The sequence below is a fragment of the Sulfurimonas hydrogeniphila genome, from assembly GCF_009068765.1.
GTDB classification, from domain to species: Bacteria; Campylobacterota; Campylobacteria; order Campylobacterales; family Sulfurimonadaceae; genus Sulfurimonas; species Sulfurimonas hydrogeniphila.
Map to the genome: position 1 here is coordinate 383,601 of NZ_CP035534.1, position 16,608 is coordinate 400,208.

Below are 16,608 nucleotides of genomic sequence, written 5' to 3' on the forward strand. Positions count from 1 at the left end.
TTTATGAAATTAAGCAACTACGGAGAATTTCCTGCTGACATCCCGGTGATAGCAGAAGATGAACTTTTTTTATATCCTTTTATGATTTCACCGCTTTTTTTAAGTGATGAAAAAAATATTAAGGCGGCAACAAAGGCCATTGAAAACAATTCTTTGGTGATAGTCTGCCCGACTAAGCCAGGACATGAAGGTGAAAGAGAGTATGACGCACTGTATGACGCAGGTGTGGTAGGTTCAATTATGCGAAAGGTTTCGCTTCCTGACGGACGGGTCAAAGTACTTTTTCAAGGGCTTGCCCGTGCAAAATCTTTATATAAAGTTGCAGAAGATCCGCTTATAGCCCATGTAGACGTGATGCAGTCAACAGAGGTTGATTCTTTAAAAATTGATGCAATACTTGAAGTCGTGCGTGAAAAAGTGAGAGCTTTGGCTGCTGTAAGTAACTATTTCCCGCCCGATCTACTGCGAACTATAGAAGAAAATCATGATCACAACCGTATCATTGATCTGATATGTTCAACAGTAAAACTCAAAAAAGAGCAGGCTTATAAGCTTTTTGTAGAAACTGATACAGAAAAAAGATTTTTGGATCTTATCGATCTGTTGATTGATGAGATAGAGGCAAACAAGCTTCAGCGCGAAATTCGTTCAAAAGTACATACACATATAGAAAAAGTCAACAAAGAGTACTTCTTAAAAGAGCAGCTCAAACAGATTCAAAAAGAACTCGGAACGGACACATCCCGAGAAGAAGAGATAGAAGAGTACAGAAAAAAGCTTGAAGCCAAAAAAGAAAAAATGGGAGAAGATGCCTACAAAGAGATAAGCAAACAGCTTGAACGATTTGCACGTATGCACCCGGATTCTTCGGATGCTTCTATGACGCAGACATATCTTGACTGGGCTTTGGATCTTCCTTTTGGCGATTTGGCAAAAAAACCGCTTCGCATAGAGAGTGTGGAAGAACAGCTCAACAAAGACCATTTTTCGCTAAAAAAACCAAAAGAGAGAATCGTAGAGTATTTTGCAGTAAAAGAACTGCTTGAACTTCGTGGTGTCTCAGCGAAAAAAAGTGCTGGAGCGATATTGTGTTTTTCCGGCCCTCCGGGTGTCGGAAAAACCTCTCTTGCCAACTCTATAGCAACAGCACTCAAACGTCCGCTTATCAGAATAGCACTGGGCGGTCTTGAAGATGTGAATGAATTGCGCGGACATCGCCGTACTTATGTTGGGGCTATGCCGGGACGTATAGCACAGGGGCTTATAGATGCGAAAAAAATGAATCCTGTGATAGTGCTTGATGAGATCGATAAAATTACCCGCTCACAAAGAGGGGACCCGACAGCGGCTCTTTTAGAGATTTTGGATCCTGAACAAAACAGCGAGTTTCGCGATTATTATCTGAATTTTGATTTGGATCTGAGTAATGTGATTTTTATAGCAACAGCAAATGATGTCGGGCGTATTCCTGCTCCTTTGCGTGACAGAATGGAATTTATCACCTTAAGTTCATATACACCGCAGGAAAAGTTTGAGATAGCCCGTCGTTATCTGTTGCCGCAGGAGATTAAAAAACACGGACTCAAAAAATCTGAACTCAGTATTTCAAAACCGGCGTTAAAAGAGCTGATACACAGTTATACACGTGAAGCAGGTGTGAGAAATTTACGCCGCCGTATAGCTGAAATGGCGAGAAAAGCAGCTATGGAACTGCTAAAACACAAAAATGTTGCAAAAGTATCAGTGACACTGAAAAACTTAAAACAGTTTTTTGATAAAAGTGTCTTTGAGATTGAAAAAACAGACAAAGTTCCTGTTATCGGTGTAGTCAACGGCCTGGCATGGACAGCAGTAGGCGGAGATGTTTTACGAATAGAGAGTATCCGCATCAAAGGCAAAGGCAATCTGCAGCTTACAGGCAGTCTTGGTGATGTTATGAAAGAGTCTGCAAGAATTGCCATGAGTGTTGTAAAAACACTTATAGACAAACGCAAGCTGAGAATTTCTCAAGACAATATTCCGCTTACTTTTAAAGAAAAAGAAGAAATTATAGAAGTTGATCCAAGCGAAGTATATAAACGGTATGATTTACATGTACATGTACCGGACGGCGCAACGCCAAAAGACGGACCGAGTGCAGGTATAGCTATGGTAACAGTTATATCTTCCATACTCGGCTCCTATAAAGTACGTTCAGATGTCGCCATGACAGGAGAAGTTTCATTAACAGGGGATGTCCTGCCGATTGGCGGATTAAAAGAGAAGCTTATAGCTGCATATAAAGCAGATATGACTAAAGCTTTGATTCCTGTAAAAAATTATGAAAGAGATTTGGAAGATATTCCAAAAGAAGTAAGAGAAGCACTTGAGATTGTACCGGTCAAACGGGTAGAAGAGGTATTAAAACAGGTTCTTGTGTAGAACCTGAAAAATCCAAATTTATAATTACATGTAACGATACGCCCTTTTTGAATGTTTGTTTATTTGTTATAATGTTTAAAAAGAGAAATATAATGCTGAGAATATATATAGACGGCGATGCCTTTCCTAACCTCTTAAAACCGATTATTTTTCGTCAAATAGAAAAGTACGGCATAAAAACCTGTGTGTTTGCAAATAAAAAAATCAATATTGGAAAATCAAAAAATATAGAGTATGTCATTGTAGATGCAGGTGCAGATGAGGCTGACAATAAAATTGTACAAAAAGTACATTCGGGGGATTTGGTTATCACTGCAGATATTCCCTTGGCGGACAGAGTTATAGATAAGAATGCCCATGCAATAGATCACAGAGGCGAACTTTACAGCAAAGACAACATCAAACAGTATCTTGCAATGCGGAATCTCATGGAGAATATCAGAGAAATGGGAGAGATGACGCAAGGTCCGAAGCCTTTTGGTTCAAAAGATGCCGAACTTTTTGCAAATCAGTTAAACATGTTTTTGCAAAAACATATGCGATGACACTCTTTTAGATTTCGTCATTTTTCCAGGAACAAACGGCATCATTTAAACTTTCAAATCCACTTTCTTTGCCGATAATGAAAATTTCATCAAAAACATAACAGGTGACTCGTGTATTTGGTTCAAGCAAGAATACGGCATATTCTTCATTCTCTTTTTGATTGACAGATAAAACACGCATGTCATCAACTATATCTCCAACCTGTGGCGTTACATCAAACTCAACATTAAGTAATTTTTTGCCGTCGCTACTGTAGATTGCCATGATTGCCTCTATTTTTTTGTATAATAAGTATTGCTTTAAAATAGCAATACTTATTATACTCAAAGAATAGGAAATATATGAAATCCGTTATATTTGTATGTCTTGGCAATATCTGCCGTTCCCCGTTGGCAGAGGGGATTGCCAAAAAAATAGCACAAGAACATAAAATAGATATAAAAATAGACTCTGCAGGGACAGGAGACTGGCATATCGGCGAACCCCCATGTGAGGGTTCAATCAAGGTGGCACAAATGCACGGCATAGATATCAGCCATCTTAGAGCGAGACAGTTTACAAAAGAAGATATTGATTTATATGAGTTGATAGTTGTACTTGATGAAAACAACAGGCTGCATGTCAAGAAACTGGGTGCCAAAAATATAGAAAAGCTGGGATGCTTCGCATTTAATTGTCAGGATGTTCCGGATCCGTATTTTTTTGACGGATTTGACGGATTTTTAGAAGTCTACAAAATGATAGAAGTTTGTGTAAATAATCTTTTTAGTGTAAAATTACTTCAAGAGGAAAAATAATGAAAATTGCAAAAAATATAACTGAATTAGTAGGCAACACGCCATTGGTAAGGCTGAATGAGGCATCAAAGCTGACAGGTGCCACGATATTGGGAAAATGTGAGTTTATGAATCCGACAAGTTCGGTCAAAGACAGAATAGGATTCAATATGATCCGCAGGGGTATAGAATCAGGACGTATTCAAGCAAATACAACGATTATTGAACCTACAAGCGGAAATACAGGAATTGCTCTGGCAGCCAACTGTGCAGCTCAAAATTTAAAACTTATTTTAACTATGCCTGAGTCTATGAGTGTAGAGAGAAGAAACCTGCTCAAGGCTTTAGGCGCTGAACTGGTACTGACTCCGGCTGCAAAAGGGATGAACGGAGCCATTCAAAAAGCACTGGAAATTCAGGAAAATACACCGGACTCTATAATCTTACAACAGTTTGAAAATCCGGCAAATCCGGAGATACATGAAATCACAACGGCACAGGAAATCCTCCGTGATACAGAGCAAAATCTGGATGCTTTTGTGGCAGCTGTAGGGACGGGAGGAACGCTTAGCGGAACTTCGAAGGTCTTGAAAGAACATATTGCAGATATTGCTGTTTTTGCAGTAGAGCCTGAAGCTTCGGCAATTCTCTCAGGAGAGAGCCCGGCTCCACATAAAATTCAGGGAATAGGCGCAGGTTTTGTTCCTGCAATTTTAGATACCTCCTGTTACAGTGAAGTGATAAAAGTGAGTAATGAAGATGCCATAGCAACAGCCAGAATGTTGGCAAAAAAAGAGGGATTGCTTGTAGGTATATCTTCAGGAGCAAATGTATATGCTGCTATGCAGGTGGCTTCACGGGAGGAATTCAAAGGCAAAACGATTGTGACCGTTTTATGTGACACGGGAGAAAGGTACTTAAGTACAGAACTTTTCAGTGAATAAAATTCAATATTTAGAAACAATCAAAGCAGTTGATGCAAAACTGTTTCATCTTGCATACCATCAAAAACGGCTTGAGAAAACAGTTGGGTATTCCGGCATTATACTACAAGATATTTTACATCCTCCCGCATCAGGATTTTTCCGGTGCAGGGTTGTATATGATGGCGAAGAGTACAGCATCACATACCATCAGTATAAAAAAAAGAGTATTCAAACCCTGAAACTTGTTTTTGATAATGAGATAGAGTATTGTAAAAAATATTATGACAGAAGCAAAATAGAGAAGCTGCTGGAAAAAAAATCTTTTTGTGATGACATACTTATTGTAAAAAATTCTCTTATTACAGATACATCCATTGCCAATATCGCTTTTAAATATAAAGATGAATGGATAACACCAAAAAGCCCTTTGCTTGAAGGAACGACCAGAGCAAGGTTGCTCGAGAGCGGGAAAATCAGAGAAGATGATATATCTGTAGAGGATTTAAATCATTTCGAACAGGTTGCACTGATGAATGCTATGATAGATTTTGATATAATACCAAATGAAAACATAAGGGATATAATTTGTTAGAAAATATAATACAAGACAGAGATTTTGCACACTTAATGAAAAAAAATATTCAGGAGTTGATTGTTCTGCTGTTTGAAAAAGAGCAGAATTTCGGTATTTTATGTAAAATCGAAGATGTGAGTTTTGCACCGGCACTACCGGAAAGTATAAACGCTGAGTTTCGTCCGTTGACACTTTTCTTTTTAGCAGGATATACATTTGAGACTGCCAGAATAGAGGATGATATTTTAATTTTTGAGGCAGGTTTTGGTAGTGAAAATTTTGGAAGTGTTGTACATGTACCCTTGCTGAGTATTTTACAGATTATTATCGATGAAACTCCGGTTTTGATTAATATATCTGCATATAAAGAGGAAACAAAGAAACAAGAAGCTGATATAGACGAAAGCGGAGTGAAAAACTCCATGGCATCTTTTCTCTCAAATCCGGAAAACTCCAAGTTTATAAAATAAGACGCTATCTACACTCTGTTAAGCGAGAGCAGATAATTGACTACGTTGTCTACAAAAGCATCATGTTTTCTGTCTTTGAGATAGGCTATGTAAAAACTTCTTGTAATTTTATGGTTTTTTAGTCTGGCTTCATAAAGTTGGCCGTTTTCGATTTCTGACTTGATGACATGACGGGACATAATAGAGACAAGAGGTCGTTCTGCATTCTTGTCTGCATGTAAAATAGACTCCTTGATGGAAGTCGGACTGGCAAGAACACCGATAACATTGAAATTATTACACTGCACTCCCATCTCTTCAAAAACTTCTGATGTCAGTTTTCTTGTGTGGGAGTCCTCATTGCGACAAATCCAGTCGAAATCGAGTAAATCATCTGCACTGAGATGTTTTTTCATCGGCTGGTTTGAAAAAACGACCAATTCATCTTCCACCCATTCTCTGTAAATGACACCATCTCTGAAAACAGGAGATTCGATGAGTGCGACATCTATTTTTTTATCTTCAAGCTGGTCAATAATGTTTGAAGAGAGATCCACATTCATAAAAACTTCATTGTTGATGCGTTTTTTTATTTCACTGAGATAATTCGGAAGCACATAATTACCGATTGCAAAAGAAGAACCCATGACAAAAGTGAACTCTTTGTTGATTATTTTTAACAACTCTTTTTCACTGCTGTGTATAGCTTTTTCAAGTCTTAAAGCGATTCTGTAGAGATCTTCACCCTCTTTTGTGAGGATAATTCCGTTTTTCTTTCTATCAACTATTTTTGTATCAAGATAATCTTCAATGAACTTGATTTGCTGCGTGACAGCGGGCTGGGAAATCCCAAGTTTTGCTGATGCTTTAGAGAAGCTTTTCTCTTTTATAACCATCAAAAAAGTATGTAATTTCGCAAAATCTTTTAACATAATAATTCCTATAAGTATCAATAATAGTAAAATTATAACTCATAATTATAATTATTGCAATAGTTTTGTAATAATTTATGACATTTTAGCTATAATAAGTAGAAATACAACTTAGTAGTGAACATATATGGAAAAAATTTTTAATCATTTAAATGAGTCTCAAGCAGCAGCAGTAAAGCAAACAGAAGGACCTGTCCTGATTCTTGCAGGAGCGGGAAGCGGAAAGACGACAACAATTATTTCACGCTTGGCGTATCTTATTGAGGTTGTGGGTATTCCCGCTTCAAATACACTTACCCTGACATTTACAAACAAAGCTGCAAAAGAGATGAAAGAGCGTTCTCTCTCTATGATAGAAAATGTCGCCTATCCTCCTCTTCTTTGTACCTTTCACAAGTTTGGACTTCTTTTTTTAAAATTCAATATACATCTTCTGGGCAGAGCCAATAATTTTGTTGTGATAGATACAGATGATAAAAAGAGAATCATTAAAAAAATAAATTCTGAGCTGCCGACACCACTTATCGCGAGTGAAATTTCCAGATACAAAAACTCTTTAATGAGTCCTGATGATGCCTACAAGCAGACTGAACTGTTCAGTTACAAGCAGATTGCCGAAGTTTTTGCAGAGTATGAAAAATATTTACTGGAAAACAATCTTGTTGATTTTGATGATCTCATCGCGCTTACCTATAAACTTTTGGATGAAAACCCTGAGTTGGCAAAGGCTACCTCGCAGAAATATCAGTACATTATGATTGACGAGTACCAGGATACAAACGAACTGCAGTTTAAGCTGTTACAAAAACTTTGTACAGTGCATAACAATTTGTGTGTAGTCGGTGATGACGATCAGAGTATATACGGCTGGCGTGGTGCGCATATTCGTAATATTATGGAGTTTGACCAGGATTTTTCAGGCACACATGTCTTTAAACTCGAAGAGAACTACCGTTCACGTGCGCCGATTTTAAAAGTTGCCAATGCGCTTATCGAGCACAACCGGTCCCGTTTGGGAAAAAAGCTCATAGCAACGCGTGGCAACGGGGATGATGTGACAACACTGAATTCTAATGATGAAAACGAAGAGGCAAGAAAAGTTGCCGCAAAAATACAAAAACTGCTTGAGAGCGGAGTACGTGCCAGAGAAATAGCTATTTTGTACCGTGTCAATGTTCTGTCACGTTCTGTAGAAGAAGGCTTGAACCGTTACGGGATTAACTATAAACTTGTGGGTGGTTTGCGATTTTATGACCGGGCAGAGATAAAAGACCTTATTTCTTATATCAGGGTGATTACAAATCATCATGATGACTTCTCCCTGAAACGTATAGTCAACAAGCCGAAACGCGGACTGGGCAAAGCAAGTTTGGATAAAATTGAACTTGCAGCTCAGAAAAAGGGAACTTCTATTTATGAATATATCACTCAGGCATCCATGGAAGAACTTGAAGGCTTGGTCAGAAAGAAAAATGCTGCAACGCTCAAAGAGTTTGCTAAAAACATTCAAGAGGTTGCCGGTATTGCGCAGGCGTCTACCTATGAGTTTATAGATGCTTTGGAAGAAACTTTTTCTTTGAAAGATATTTACAAAAACATGCAAGACTCACAGGAAAGAATTCTCAATATAGATGAGTTTTACGGTCTTTTTAGAGATTTTGTAAAAAAATCACCACAGAGTTCTTTGGATGAGTTTTTAAACGAACTGACGTTGCAAAGTGAGCAGGACCAGGTGGAGGGGGAGAGTATCTACATGATGAGTATACATGCCTCCAAAGGTTTGGAGTTTGAACATGTTTTTGTCATAGGAATGGAAGAGGGCTTTTTGCCACTGACAGGAGACGGAAGTGATTTGGAAGAAGAGAGACGACTTGGGTATGTTGCGTTTACCCGTGCCAAAGAGACCTTGACGCTTTGCCATGCCGGGAGCAGATTTTACAAAGGACGCAGAAGTGATTTGGAAAAAAGCCGTTTTTTCAATGAAGCCGGACTTTGCAAAGGCTCTTTAAAGTGTGAAAAAAACACAGCATTTAAAAAAGGTGATCTGGTACGGCATAAAATCTTTGGAACAGGGCGCATTATCGGTGTGAGTAAGTCGGGAAGAGAGTTTAAACTCAAGATTAATTTTGCAGGAACAAAACGCGATATTCTTGCATCATTTGTAGAGAAGTTATGAATCGTCTTTTTGTTGCATACAAACCTTCGGGAGTAGGCTCAAACAAGTATCTTTACAGTCTGAAAAAAAAGTATAACAATAAAAAAGCAGGTTTTGCCGGAACACTGGATCCTTTTGCCAAAGGCGTGCTTTTGGTAGGTTTTGGCTCACATACGAAACTTTTTAGATTTTTGAACAAAACACCTAAAAGATACAAAGCGACTTTGTGGCTTGGTGCAAAGAGTGATACCCTTGATACAGAGATGATCGAAGAAGTTGTACTTCCTGAACCTTTACATGTAAAGGAGATTGAAGCGGTGCTTTTGTCTTTAGAGGGTGAATTGGAGTATAAACCGCCGATTTTCAGTGCAAAACGGATAAACGGACAGCGAGCGTATGATTTGGCACGTGCGGGAAAAGAGGTTGTTCTCAATACTGTCAACTCAATTGTTTATGAAATGAAACTGATTCACTACTGCCATCCCTTTGTGACCTTTGAAGCAAGTGTCAGTGAAGGGACTTATATACGTTCTCTGGGAGAGATGATTGCGCATAAACTTGGTATAGCGCATGGAAGTTTAAGTATGCTTGAGCGACTGAATGAAGGACAGTTTGTTTATGAGGATGAAAAAGCCTTGAATATCAAAGAATCTTTAAACATTCCCCAGAATTACTATTTGGGTGAAAGCGATAATGTAAAGTATGGAAGAGTTCTTGCTTTAGAAGATTTAGAGTTTCAGGATGACGGCACATACTGGCTGGATAATGGCGAAAGCATCTCCATTATTACAGTAAATGAGGGCAGAGTAAAATATGAATTAGGCAGGATAGAATGTTAGTACTTGCAAGAAAAGCAGATGAATCTATAGTTATTGGTGAAAATATTGTTGTAAAAGTTATCTCTGTAGAAAACGGTGTCGTAAAACTCGGAATTGACGCGCCAAAAGAGATTTCCATCATTAGAAATGAGCTTATCGAAGAGGTCAAAGCGAGTAACAAGGCGGCTTCTTTGGGAACTGTAGACGAAAATGATATTCTGTCTTTGAACAAAATACTGGGAAAATAAAAAGCGGATGAAAAAGTATAAGGCCTATGCCAAAGTAAATATTTTTTTAAAAATAACAGGCAAAAGAGAAGAATACCATGAAATAGTATCGCGATTCATGCGAGTTGATGACTTGTATGATGTACTCTCTTTTGTTTCGAAGAAAAATGTTCAGGCAAAAGCGAATGAGTTTAAAATACTTGGCGACTTTGATTGTACTACAACACAAAACACTGTTTACAAAGCGTATAAGGCATTGAAGGAGGTTACAAAAAATCAGGCGCTTGAAGAGCTTATGAGAACGCATGCCGTGAGCGTTGAAAAACGTATTCCGGCATATGCCGGACTTGGCGGAGGCAGCAGTGATGCAGCAACCTATTTGAAAATGTGCAATGAAGTACTGCATTTGGGTCTGAGTCTCAATGAACTCGCACAAATAGGTTTACATGTAGGGGCGGATGTGCCGTTTTTTATTTATGGATACAATAGTGCCAATGTCAGTGGCATAGGTGAAGTGGTAGAAGCCTTTGATGAGGAACCGCTTAGCTTCGATATTTATACTCCTGCGGTAAAAATCAGTACACCAAAAGTCTATCAGGCCTACCGGAGAGACTTTTATGCACCGATAGACGGATTTCAAGCCGATGCATTGAAAAAGAAATCTTCAGTAGAAATCTTGCAGGAACTCGATGCAAAAGAAGCAAATGATCTTTTTGCGCCTGCATTGCAGGAGTATACAGAATTGGAAAAACACTATAAAGAGGGCTACTTCTTCAGCGGCAGCGGCAGCAGTTTTTTTAGAGTAATTTAATAGTTTGCACCATTTTATTGGCATAAGAGAATGTTTTTTGTCAAAGTATTCAATATTATGATACAATAAAAATTGTCAAAATAAGGGGGGCAAGATGAGAAAATTATTACTAATAAGTGTGTTTGCATTGACGTTGTCAGTTACTTCTGCATCAGCATATAATCTTAAGTCAAATATGATACTTTTAAACACAGAATTACGAGAAGTTCAACAAGGCTTTATAACTAGTGATAAAGAGGGTATAAAAGTTTCGATTGAACGGTTTGCAAAACACGCCAATGATTTATTGGCTGATAAAGAAAAATTTGAGGAGATGCTTCCTAAAAACAAGAAGCATAAAGCCAATGAAGCGATTATGAGTGCACAGATTATTGCACATAATGTTCAGATTATATTAGACGCTATTGCGAATAAATATAACCAATCGGGTAAACTTCGAAGAGAAGAGTCTCAAAGAGCTTATACCTATATTGAGCATGCCTGTTTTCGCTGTCATAATATAGTTCGCGATGAAAACTAAAACAATAAACATCTCTTTAACAATCCAAACCTTAATGAATGCATGCTAAAATAGCAGAAATATTTTAGGCTATACAGTTTAGAAGGAAGTGGATTATGGGTGAAACAATAGCAAAAAACAAAAAAGCGTATCATGATTATTTTATTGAAGAGAAGTTTGAAGCAGGGCTGGTTCTTACAGGGAGCGAGGTCAAAGGCATACGTGCGCATCGCGTTAATCTTAAAGACAGTTTTATCCGCTTTGTCAACGGAGAGGCTTTTTTGTTTAATGCGCATATCGGCAGACTCGAGACGACGCACCATTATTACGGGCATGAAGAGCGCGGGGCAAGAAAACTGCTTTTGCATAAAAAAGAGTTAGAGAAAATGCAAAAGGCTGTAGCACGTGACGGGTATACCATTGTGCCTTTGCAGCTCTATTTTAACAAACGCAACATTGCAAAGCTGCAAATTGCCATAGCAAAAGGAAAACTGCTGCATGACAAAAGAAATGATTTAAAAGAGAAAGACCAAAAGAGAGACATTCAAAGGGCGATGAAGGATTATTGATGAAACTTTTGCTTTTTTTGTGCTTTTTTGTCTCCTCTCTTTTTGCTTTACATGTAAAGATAGTCAATGATGAGGTAGGTAATGGCAAGACAGTACTGGTGAAGTTTGCAAAAGAAAAAGGCATTGAATACAAAGCACTCTTTTTTGAAGAAAAAAAGATAAAAATTTTTCCGAATCCTTTGAACAGGAGTGAATATTATGCCTTGATTCCTGTCTCCTATTACGACAAACCTGCTCAAAAAACCGTGAAAGTTATTTATCTGCAAAACGGGATAAAAAAACACAAAGAGCTTTCTCTTACAATCAAAGATGCAAAATACAAAAAAGAAACCATCCGTGTAAGCGCTTCGAAAGTAAATCCGACGCTGCCCAAGATAAAAAAAAGAATCGCAAAAGAGTACAGGGAAGCTATGAAAATTTATCATACAATAACAAACAAAAGCTATATGCATTCAGATTTTATCTTGCCGGTGGAGAGTAAAATTACAAGTGCTTTTGGTACAGCAAGAATTTATAACGGAGCTTTGAAAGGGTATCACAGCGGGACGGATTTTCGGGCGAAAACAGGCACACCGATTAGAGCGTCCAATGACGGAAAAGTCGTTTTGGTCAAAAAAAGATTTTATTCGGGAGGCACTGTTGTCATTGATCACGGTGAAGGCATTTATACCTGTTATTTTCATATGAGTAAATTCAATGTCAAAACAGGTCAGCTTGTCCAAAAAGGAGAACTTTTGGGCTTATCAGGAAAAAGCGGCAGGGTAACAGGTCCTCATTTGCATTTTTCAGCTAGAATTGACGGTGTACAAGTTGATCCGTTGCAACTTATAACATTACTCAATAATAATTTAATTTTAAATAAATAGGAAAACAATTATGACACTTTTTCAGTTACTTATGCTTGGAGCCTCTGCTTTTTTTGCATACAAAATTTACGAACATATACAAACACTTAAAGATCCGCAGGACCAACAGCACACAGGTGCCCAAGGTGAACGAAGTGCTGAGGCATTTTCCCCTTTTGATGCCTCCTCTTTGGTGGAAAAAGCCGATGAAGAGATGCAAAAGGGAGATTTGCAAAAAGCGCTTGCCATTTACAGCGAGGCAAATATTAAAAATCCAAAGAACCCTGAAACACTCTTTAAAATGGGTTATACACTTGCACAGCAAAACAGGGACGATGAGGCTATGGAGTATTACAAAGAAGCGTTGGAACTGGACCCGAACAATACCTATATCCATCAGGCGATGGCATCCCTGTATAGAAAAGCGGGTGAATATGCGAGTGCAAGAAATCATCTCAACAAGTCGCTTGAAATTGATGCCACAAACCCTATTACCTACTATAATTACGGGAATCTGCTTGTTGATATGAAGCATTTTGATGAAGCAAAAGGAATGTATGAAAAAGCGATAGAGCTTGACCCTGAATTTAAAGAAGCAAAAGAGGAACTGAAAAAAATCAAGAAGGGAGAATCGCTGTGAAAATATTGGAAATATACAAATATCTCAATGAACTTTCTCCTTTTGATATTCAGGAGTCATGGGATAATTCCGGTCTTTTGATAGGTGATTTCAAAGATGATATTTCAAAAATTGCTTTGAGTATTGATGTAGATGAAAAACTGATTGATTCTTTGGATGAAAATACGCTGCTTATTACGCACCATCCGATTATTTTTGGCGGACTCAAACAACTTGAGTTCTCTAAATATCCTGCAAATTTGATTCAAAAAATGATTAAAAAAAATATTTCAAATATTGCGATGCATACAAATTTTGATCAGACACACTTAAACGAATATGTTGCAAAAGAGATACTCGGATACGAAATTTGTAAAAAAGACGGTTTTGTTGCATACCTGGAAGTGAATGAAGATTTTGATATATTCGCAAAACATGTTTCAAAAGCATTTGGACTTAAATGTGCAAGAACAGTTAAGTGTGCTCAAAGAGTAAAAAAAGTGGCCCTGACAACAGGATCGGGATGTTCTTTGATGAAGAGTCTGGATGCTGACTGCTTTTTGACAGGTGATGTAAAATATCATGATGCAATGGAGGCAAAAAGTATAAAATTGTCTTTAATTGACATCGGACACTATGAAAGTGAGTACTTTTTTGCACAAATTATGCAAAAGCATTTGAAAATTTTAGGTTTAGAAGTTATAATTGCATCATCAGAAAACCCATTTACATATATTTAGGTCTAATAATACAGGTAATGGTAGAAGTAAACCCCTAAAGGATCCCAATGAACAAGCACTTAAAACAATTAATCGATCTGTCAATTATAGATAAAGAGATAGACGCATTTGAACCTCAGATTGAAGAAGCAAATGCAAATTATGAAGCGGCTCTTGCAAAAACAAAGAGCATAGAGTCAGATATTGAAAATTTAACGAATGAAATCAAAGAAGAAGAAGTTAAAAAAGCAAAAAACGAACTGCATCTCTCGGAACTTTCACAAAAACTTGAAGAGAATGTAAAAAAAAGCTCTGAAGTAAAAACAGAACGTGAGATGAAATCGCTGCAGCTTGAAGAAGAGATTGCCAAAGAGCAGGTCACATTTGCAAATGAAGAGATTCAAAGACTTGAAAAAATCATTGAAGCAAAAAAAGAGCAGATTGAAGCTGCAAAAAATGCTCTGGAAGAGTTAAATGCAAATTTGGAAAGTGTAAAAGCTGATGTAGATACAAAACTTGAAAAAATACACAAAGAGAGACAAGAGGTTTTCAAAAGAAAAGAGACTCTTTTGTCAGATATCAATCAAAAAGGGCTTGCTTTTTATCAAAAAATCCGTCGTTGGGCAAAAAATACAACAGTGGTTCCTGTTGAAGAACAGGCATGTATGGGATGCCATATGATAATAGGCGATAAGGTTTATGCTGATGTCATAAAAGGTGAAGATATCACTACATGTCCCCACTGCGGACGCATCCTTTATGTGAAAGTTAACGAAGAGTAGGCTTGAAGCCGTTTTCCCTTTTCTATTATGTACTGAGTGTAATGCTGTTTATAACAGCATTGCCTCTTTTGATATTGCTTGCTTTTAAAAAAAAATACAAAGAATCAATTCCTGCACGTTTTTTTCTTTTTAAGAACCCTCCGTTTCGCAGTACAAATGCAATTTGGTTTCATGTCTGCTCTTTAGGCGAAGCCAGAGCTCTTAAACCGCTTCTGGATCTATTGGCAAATAAAAAGATACTTGTGACAACGATTACACAAACCGGACACAATGAAGCAAAAAAATATAATGCAGAGGTACGTTATCTTCCGTATGAAATGTATCTGCCGTTTTGGGTCAAACCGCAGAAAAAGCTTATTGTACTTGAGGCAGAATTTTGGTATCTGCTCTTTAGCATAGCGCGTTCACGTGGTGCAGAAGTTATTTTGCTTAATGCCAGAATTTCAGATAAAAGTGTTAAAAAATATATGAAGTTTGCCTGGTTTTATAAAAAACTTTTAGAGAATGTAGATATGGTCTATGCTCAAAGCGAAAGTGACAAAAACAGATTTTTGGCCTTAGGTGCAAAACACATTGAGGTGATTGGCAATATAAAATTGGCAGGTGAAATCAAAAAAACAAAAGAATACGAAAAGCCCGATGCGGAAGTAATTGTAGCTGGAAGTACCCATCCTGGTGAGGAACAAAGCATTTTAGAGGCATTTTTTGCCTATGAAAAGAGCAAAGAGGCAAAACTTGTAATTGTTCCCCGTCATCCGGAACGTTTTGCAGAGGTATATAGCTTAATGGAGCGATACGGCAGGCAAAATAATGCCACTGTTTCCCGTTTTTCAGAAGGAAAGAGTTTTGCAGGTGATTTGATTTTAGTCGATATGATGGGTGAACTCAACAATATCTATGCCATCAGCGACATAGCCATATTAGGGGGTGCTTTTAAAAATGATGTCGGTGGGCACAATCCGCTCGAACCGGCTTATTTCGGATGTAAAATAATTACAGGAAAGCATTTTTTTCACCAAAAAGAGTTGTTTAAATATGTCCATCACGTGCAGTATGTTGAGCCGGATGAAATAGCTGATGCACTTGAGATGACAAAGGAGTTGCCGCCTTCAATGGTAGAAGAGCAGATAAACCTGGAACCCGTGGTTCAAAAAATATTAAAAAATTAAAAGGAGCTGGTAAAATGGCAACAGAAAAAGCGTATAAATTATTGGCACAGCAAGAGGGAATTTCCAATTCCAATGCAAAGTCTATGATAGACAGAGGACTTGTGTATGTCGGCAACAAAAAAGTGATGATTGCCCGTGGTGAAATTGATGAGCGAACGATATTCAGAGTAGAAAAAGTAGAACACGTTAAGCCTATTTTTGAAAATGATGACATTGTTGTAGTCGATAAGCCGGCACATGTAAACTCGGACGAGATAGAGCGTCAATTTAAACCGGCGGTACTGTTGCACAGACTCGACCGCGAAACAAGCGGTGTTTTAATGCTTGTAAAAAATGAGGAATTTCGTCAGCGTGCTATCAAAGAGTTTCGTGATGACAAAGTCTACAAAGAGTATATCGCCTGGGTTGAGGGAATAATGACCGAGCCGATTGAAGTAGACAAAGCAATTACTACACAGAAAAAAAACAACAAAGCCTACTCAAATGTTTCTCCAAAAGGAAAACCGGCGAGAACGGAGTTTTTTCCTGATATTGTCAGTGCCAAAAAAACAAAAGTCAAATGTATTATTCACAATGGGCGCACACATCAGATAAGAGTCCATGCACGTTATATTGACCATCCTATAGTCGGTGACGAGCAGTATGGCGGGCGTCGTGCAAAACGCGTGATGCTCCATGCCCATAAAGTCAGACTTCTTGGAATGGAGTTTGTGGCAAAAGAGCCCAAAAGCTTTGTTACATTTGAATAATTAAGAAAAACTTAGTTACAAT

Annotated in this window: 20 protein-coding genes; 18 read left to right on the forward strand and 2 right to left on the reverse strand. The window is 37.9% G+C overall.

The window, feature by feature from the left end:
- The first annotated feature begins 3 nt into the window (after positions 1–3).
- Both lon and ETP70_RS01940 read left to right on the forward strand, forming a co-directional pair.
- A complete protein-coding gene (gene lon / locus ETP70_RS01935; RefSeq protein ID WP_151899591.1) occupies positions 4–2,421 on the forward strand; it encodes an endopeptidase La in 2,418 nt (805 codons plus the stop codon).
- A 92-nt stretch (positions 2,422–2,513) separates the two neighbouring features.
- Positions 2,514–2,966: a YaiI/YqxD family protein gene (locus tag ETP70_RS01940; RefSeq protein WP_151899592.1), complete on the forward strand. Its 453-nt coding sequence runs from the start codon at positions 2,514–2,516 to the stop codon at positions 2,964–2,966.
- 7 nt (positions 2,967–2,973) lie between these two features.
- On the opposite strand, the gene ETP70_RS01945 is transcribed toward ETP70_RS01940, so the two are convergent.
- Complete coding sequence (locus tag ETP70_RS01945; protein ID WP_151899593.1) at positions 2,974–3,231, reverse strand: hypothetical protein; 258 nt, start codon at positions 3,229–3,231, stop codon at positions 2,974–2,976.
- Between the two features lie 77 nt (positions 3,232–3,308).
- Here ETP70_RS01945 and ETP70_RS01950 point away from each other — a divergent pair, with 77 nt between their 5' ends.
- The 4 genes from ETP70_RS01950 to ETP70_RS01965 are packed head-to-tail and all read left to right on the forward strand — an operon-like array spanning position 3,309 to position 5,713.
- Positions 3,309–3,764, forward strand: a complete 456-nt coding sequence (locus tag ETP70_RS01950) for a low molecular weight protein-tyrosine-phosphatase (RefSeq protein ID WP_151899594.1) — start codon at positions 3,309–3,311, stop codon at positions 3,762–3,764.
- Positions 3,764–4,687, forward strand: coding sequence for a cysteine synthase A (gene cysK, locus ETP70_RS01955; RefSeq protein WP_151899595.1), 924 nt, complete (start codon positions 3,764–3,766; stop codon positions 4,685–4,687). The genes ETP70_RS01950 and cysK overlap by 1 nt, the downstream gene beginning before the upstream one ends.
- A complete protein-coding gene (locus ETP70_RS01960) occupies positions 4,680–5,261 on the forward strand; it encodes an aminotransferase class IV family protein (RefSeq protein WP_151899596.1) in 582 nt (193 codons plus the stop codon). Before cysK ends, ETP70_RS01960 begins: the two co-directional genes overlap by 8 nt.
- The gene (locus ETP70_RS01965; protein ID WP_151899597.1) at positions 5,255–5,713 is read left to right on the forward strand and encodes a hypothetical protein; all 459 of its coding nucleotides are present in this window, start codon (positions 5,255–5,257) and stop codon (positions 5,711–5,713) included. The genes ETP70_RS01960 and ETP70_RS01965 overlap by 7 nt, the downstream gene beginning before the upstream one ends.
- Before the next feature lie 8 nt (positions 5,714–5,721).
- Here the strand turns inward: ETP70_RS01965 and ETP70_RS01970 are convergent, their stop codons facing one another.
- A complete protein-coding gene (locus ETP70_RS01970) occupies positions 5,722–6,624 on the reverse strand; it encodes a LysR family transcriptional regulator (RefSeq protein WP_151899598.1) in 903 nt (300 codons plus the stop codon).
- Positions 6,625–6,751: 127 nt separating this feature from the next.
- Between ETP70_RS01970 and ETP70_RS01975 the strand changes: the two genes are divergently transcribed.
- The 12 genes from ETP70_RS01975 (at position 6,752) to ETP70_RS02030 (ending at position 16,586) form a co-directional block, all read left to right on the forward strand.
- On the forward strand, positions 6,752–8,800 hold the full coding sequence (locus ETP70_RS01975; protein ID WP_151899599.1) for an ATP-dependent helicase: 2,049 nt from the start codon (positions 6,752–6,754) through the stop codon (positions 8,798–8,800).
- On the forward strand, positions 8,797–9,618 hold the full coding sequence (gene truB / locus ETP70_RS01980) for a tRNA pseudouridine(55) synthase TruB (protein WP_151899600.1): 822 nt from the start codon (positions 8,797–8,799) through the stop codon (positions 9,616–9,618). The genes ETP70_RS01975 and truB overlap by 4 nt, the downstream gene beginning before the upstream one ends.
- A complete protein-coding gene (gene csrA / locus ETP70_RS01985; RefSeq protein ID WP_151899601.1) occupies positions 9,612–9,845 on the forward strand; it encodes a carbon storage regulator CsrA in 234 nt (77 codons plus the stop codon). Before truB ends, csrA begins: the two co-directional genes overlap by 7 nt.
- A gap of 7 nt (positions 9,846–9,852) precedes the next feature.
- On the forward strand, positions 9,853–10,635 hold the full coding sequence (locus ETP70_RS01990) for a 4-(cytidine 5'-diphospho)-2-C-methyl-D-erythritol kinase (protein ID WP_151899602.1): 783 nt from the start codon (positions 9,853–9,855) through the stop codon (positions 10,633–10,635).
- Positions 10,636–10,729: 94 nt separating this feature from the next.
- The gene (locus ETP70_RS01995) at positions 10,730–11,155 is read left to right on the forward strand and encodes a hypothetical protein (RefSeq protein ID WP_151899603.1); all 426 of its coding nucleotides are present in this window, start codon (positions 10,730–10,732) and stop codon (positions 11,153–11,155) included.
- 95 nt (positions 11,156–11,250) lie between these two features.
- Entirely contained in the window at positions 11,251–11,703 is a 453-nt protein-coding gene (smpB, locus tag ETP70_RS02000; RefSeq protein WP_151899604.1) for an SsrA-binding protein SmpB, read from the forward strand.
- Positions 11,703–12,569: a peptidoglycan metallopeptidase Pgp3 gene (gene pgp3 / locus ETP70_RS02005; RefSeq protein ID WP_151899605.1), complete on the forward strand. Its 867-nt coding sequence runs from the start codon at positions 11,703–11,705 to the stop codon at positions 12,567–12,569. The genes smpB and pgp3 overlap by 1 nt, the downstream gene beginning before the upstream one ends.
- Before the next feature lie 10 nt (positions 12,570–12,579).
- Positions 12,580–13,188: a tetratricopeptide repeat protein gene (locus ETP70_RS02010; protein WP_151899606.1), complete on the forward strand. Its 609-nt coding sequence runs from the start codon at positions 12,580–12,582 to the stop codon at positions 13,186–13,188.
- Positions 13,185–13,907, forward strand: a complete 723-nt coding sequence (locus tag ETP70_RS02015; protein WP_151899607.1) for a Nif3-like dinuclear metal center hexameric protein — start codon at positions 13,185–13,187, stop codon at positions 13,905–13,907. The genes ETP70_RS02010 and ETP70_RS02015 overlap by 4 nt, the downstream gene beginning before the upstream one ends.
- Before the next feature lie 47 nt (positions 13,908–13,954).
- A complete protein-coding gene (locus ETP70_RS02020; protein WP_151899608.1) occupies positions 13,955–14,668 on the forward strand; it encodes a zinc ribbon domain-containing protein in 714 nt (237 codons plus the stop codon).
- Positions 14,669–14,709: 41 nt separating this feature from the next.
- Positions 14,710–15,837, forward strand: a complete 1,128-nt coding sequence (gene waaA, locus ETP70_RS02025) for a lipid IV(A) 3-deoxy-D-manno-octulosonic acid transferase (protein WP_230973294.1) — start codon at positions 14,710–14,712, stop codon at positions 15,835–15,837.
- Between the two features lie 14 nt (positions 15,838–15,851).
- The gene (locus tag ETP70_RS02030) at positions 15,852–16,586 is read left to right on the forward strand and encodes a pseudouridine synthase family protein (RefSeq protein ID WP_151899610.1); all 735 of its coding nucleotides are present in this window, start codon (positions 15,852–15,854) and stop codon (positions 16,584–16,586) included.
- The last annotated feature ends 22 nt before the right edge of the window (positions 16,587–16,608 follow it).

Bases quoted from the DNA above. Each gene is read 5' to 3' on its own strand.
- smpB (WP_151899604.1), top strand. From the start codon at position 11,251: ATGGGTGAAACAATAGCAAAAAACAAAAAAGCGTATCATGATTATTTT.
- ETP70_RS01950 (WP_151899594.1), top strand. From the start codon at position 3,309: ATGAAATCCGTTATATTTGTATGTCTTGGCAATATCTGCCGTTCCCCG.
- csrA (WP_151899601.1), top strand. From the start codon at position 9,612: ATGTTAGTACTTGCAAGAAAAGCAGATGAATCTATAGTTATTGGTGAA.
- ETP70_RS01975 (WP_151899599.1), top strand. From the start codon at position 6,752: ATGGAAAAAATTTTTAATCATTTAAATGAGTCTCAAGCAGCAGCAGTA.
- ETP70_RS01940 (WP_151899592.1), top strand. From the start codon at position 2,514: ATGCTGAGAATATATATAGACGGCGATGCCTTTCCTAACCTCTTAAAA.
- waaA (WP_230973294.1), top strand. From the start codon at position 14,710: ATGCTGTTTATAACAGCATTGCCTCTTTTGATATTGCTTGCTTTTAAA.
- cysK (WP_151899595.1), top strand. From the start codon at position 3,764: ATGAAAATTGCAAAAAATATAACTGAATTAGTAGGCAACACGCCATTG.
- ETP70_RS01995 (WP_151899603.1), top strand. From the start codon at position 10,730: ATGAGAAAATTATTACTAATAAGTGTGTTTGCATTGACGTTGTCAGTT.
- ETP70_RS01990 (WP_151899602.1), top strand. From the start codon at position 9,853: ATGAAAAAGTATAAGGCCTATGCCAAAGTAAATATTTTTTTAAAAATA.
- ETP70_RS02020 (WP_151899608.1), top strand. From the start codon at position 13,955: ATGAACAAGCACTTAAAACAATTAATCGATCTGTCAATTATAGATAAA.
- lon (WP_151899591.1), top strand. From the start codon at position 4: ATGAAATTAAGCAACTACGGAGAATTTCCTGCTGACATCCCGGTGATA.
- pgp3 (WP_151899605.1), top strand. From the start codon at position 11,703: ATGAAACTTTTGCTTTTTTTGTGCTTTTTTGTCTCCTCTCTTTTTGCT.
- ETP70_RS02030 (WP_151899610.1), top strand. From the start codon at position 15,852: ATGGCAACAGAAAAAGCGTATAAATTATTGGCACAGCAAGAGGGAATT.
- truB (WP_151899600.1), top strand. From the start codon at position 8,797: ATGAATCGTCTTTTTGTTGCATACAAACCTTCGGGAGTAGGCTCAAAC.
- ETP70_RS02010 (WP_151899606.1), top strand. From the start codon at position 12,580: ATGACACTTTTTCAGTTACTTATGCTTGGAGCCTCTGCTTTTTTTGCA.
- ETP70_RS01970 (WP_151899598.1), bottom strand. From the start codon at position 6,624: ATGTTAAAAGATTTTGCGAAATTACATACTTTTTTGATGGTTATAAAA.
- ETP70_RS01945 (WP_151899593.1), bottom strand. From the start codon at position 3,231: ATGGCAATCTACAGTAGCGACGGCAAAAAATTACTTAATGTTGAGTTT.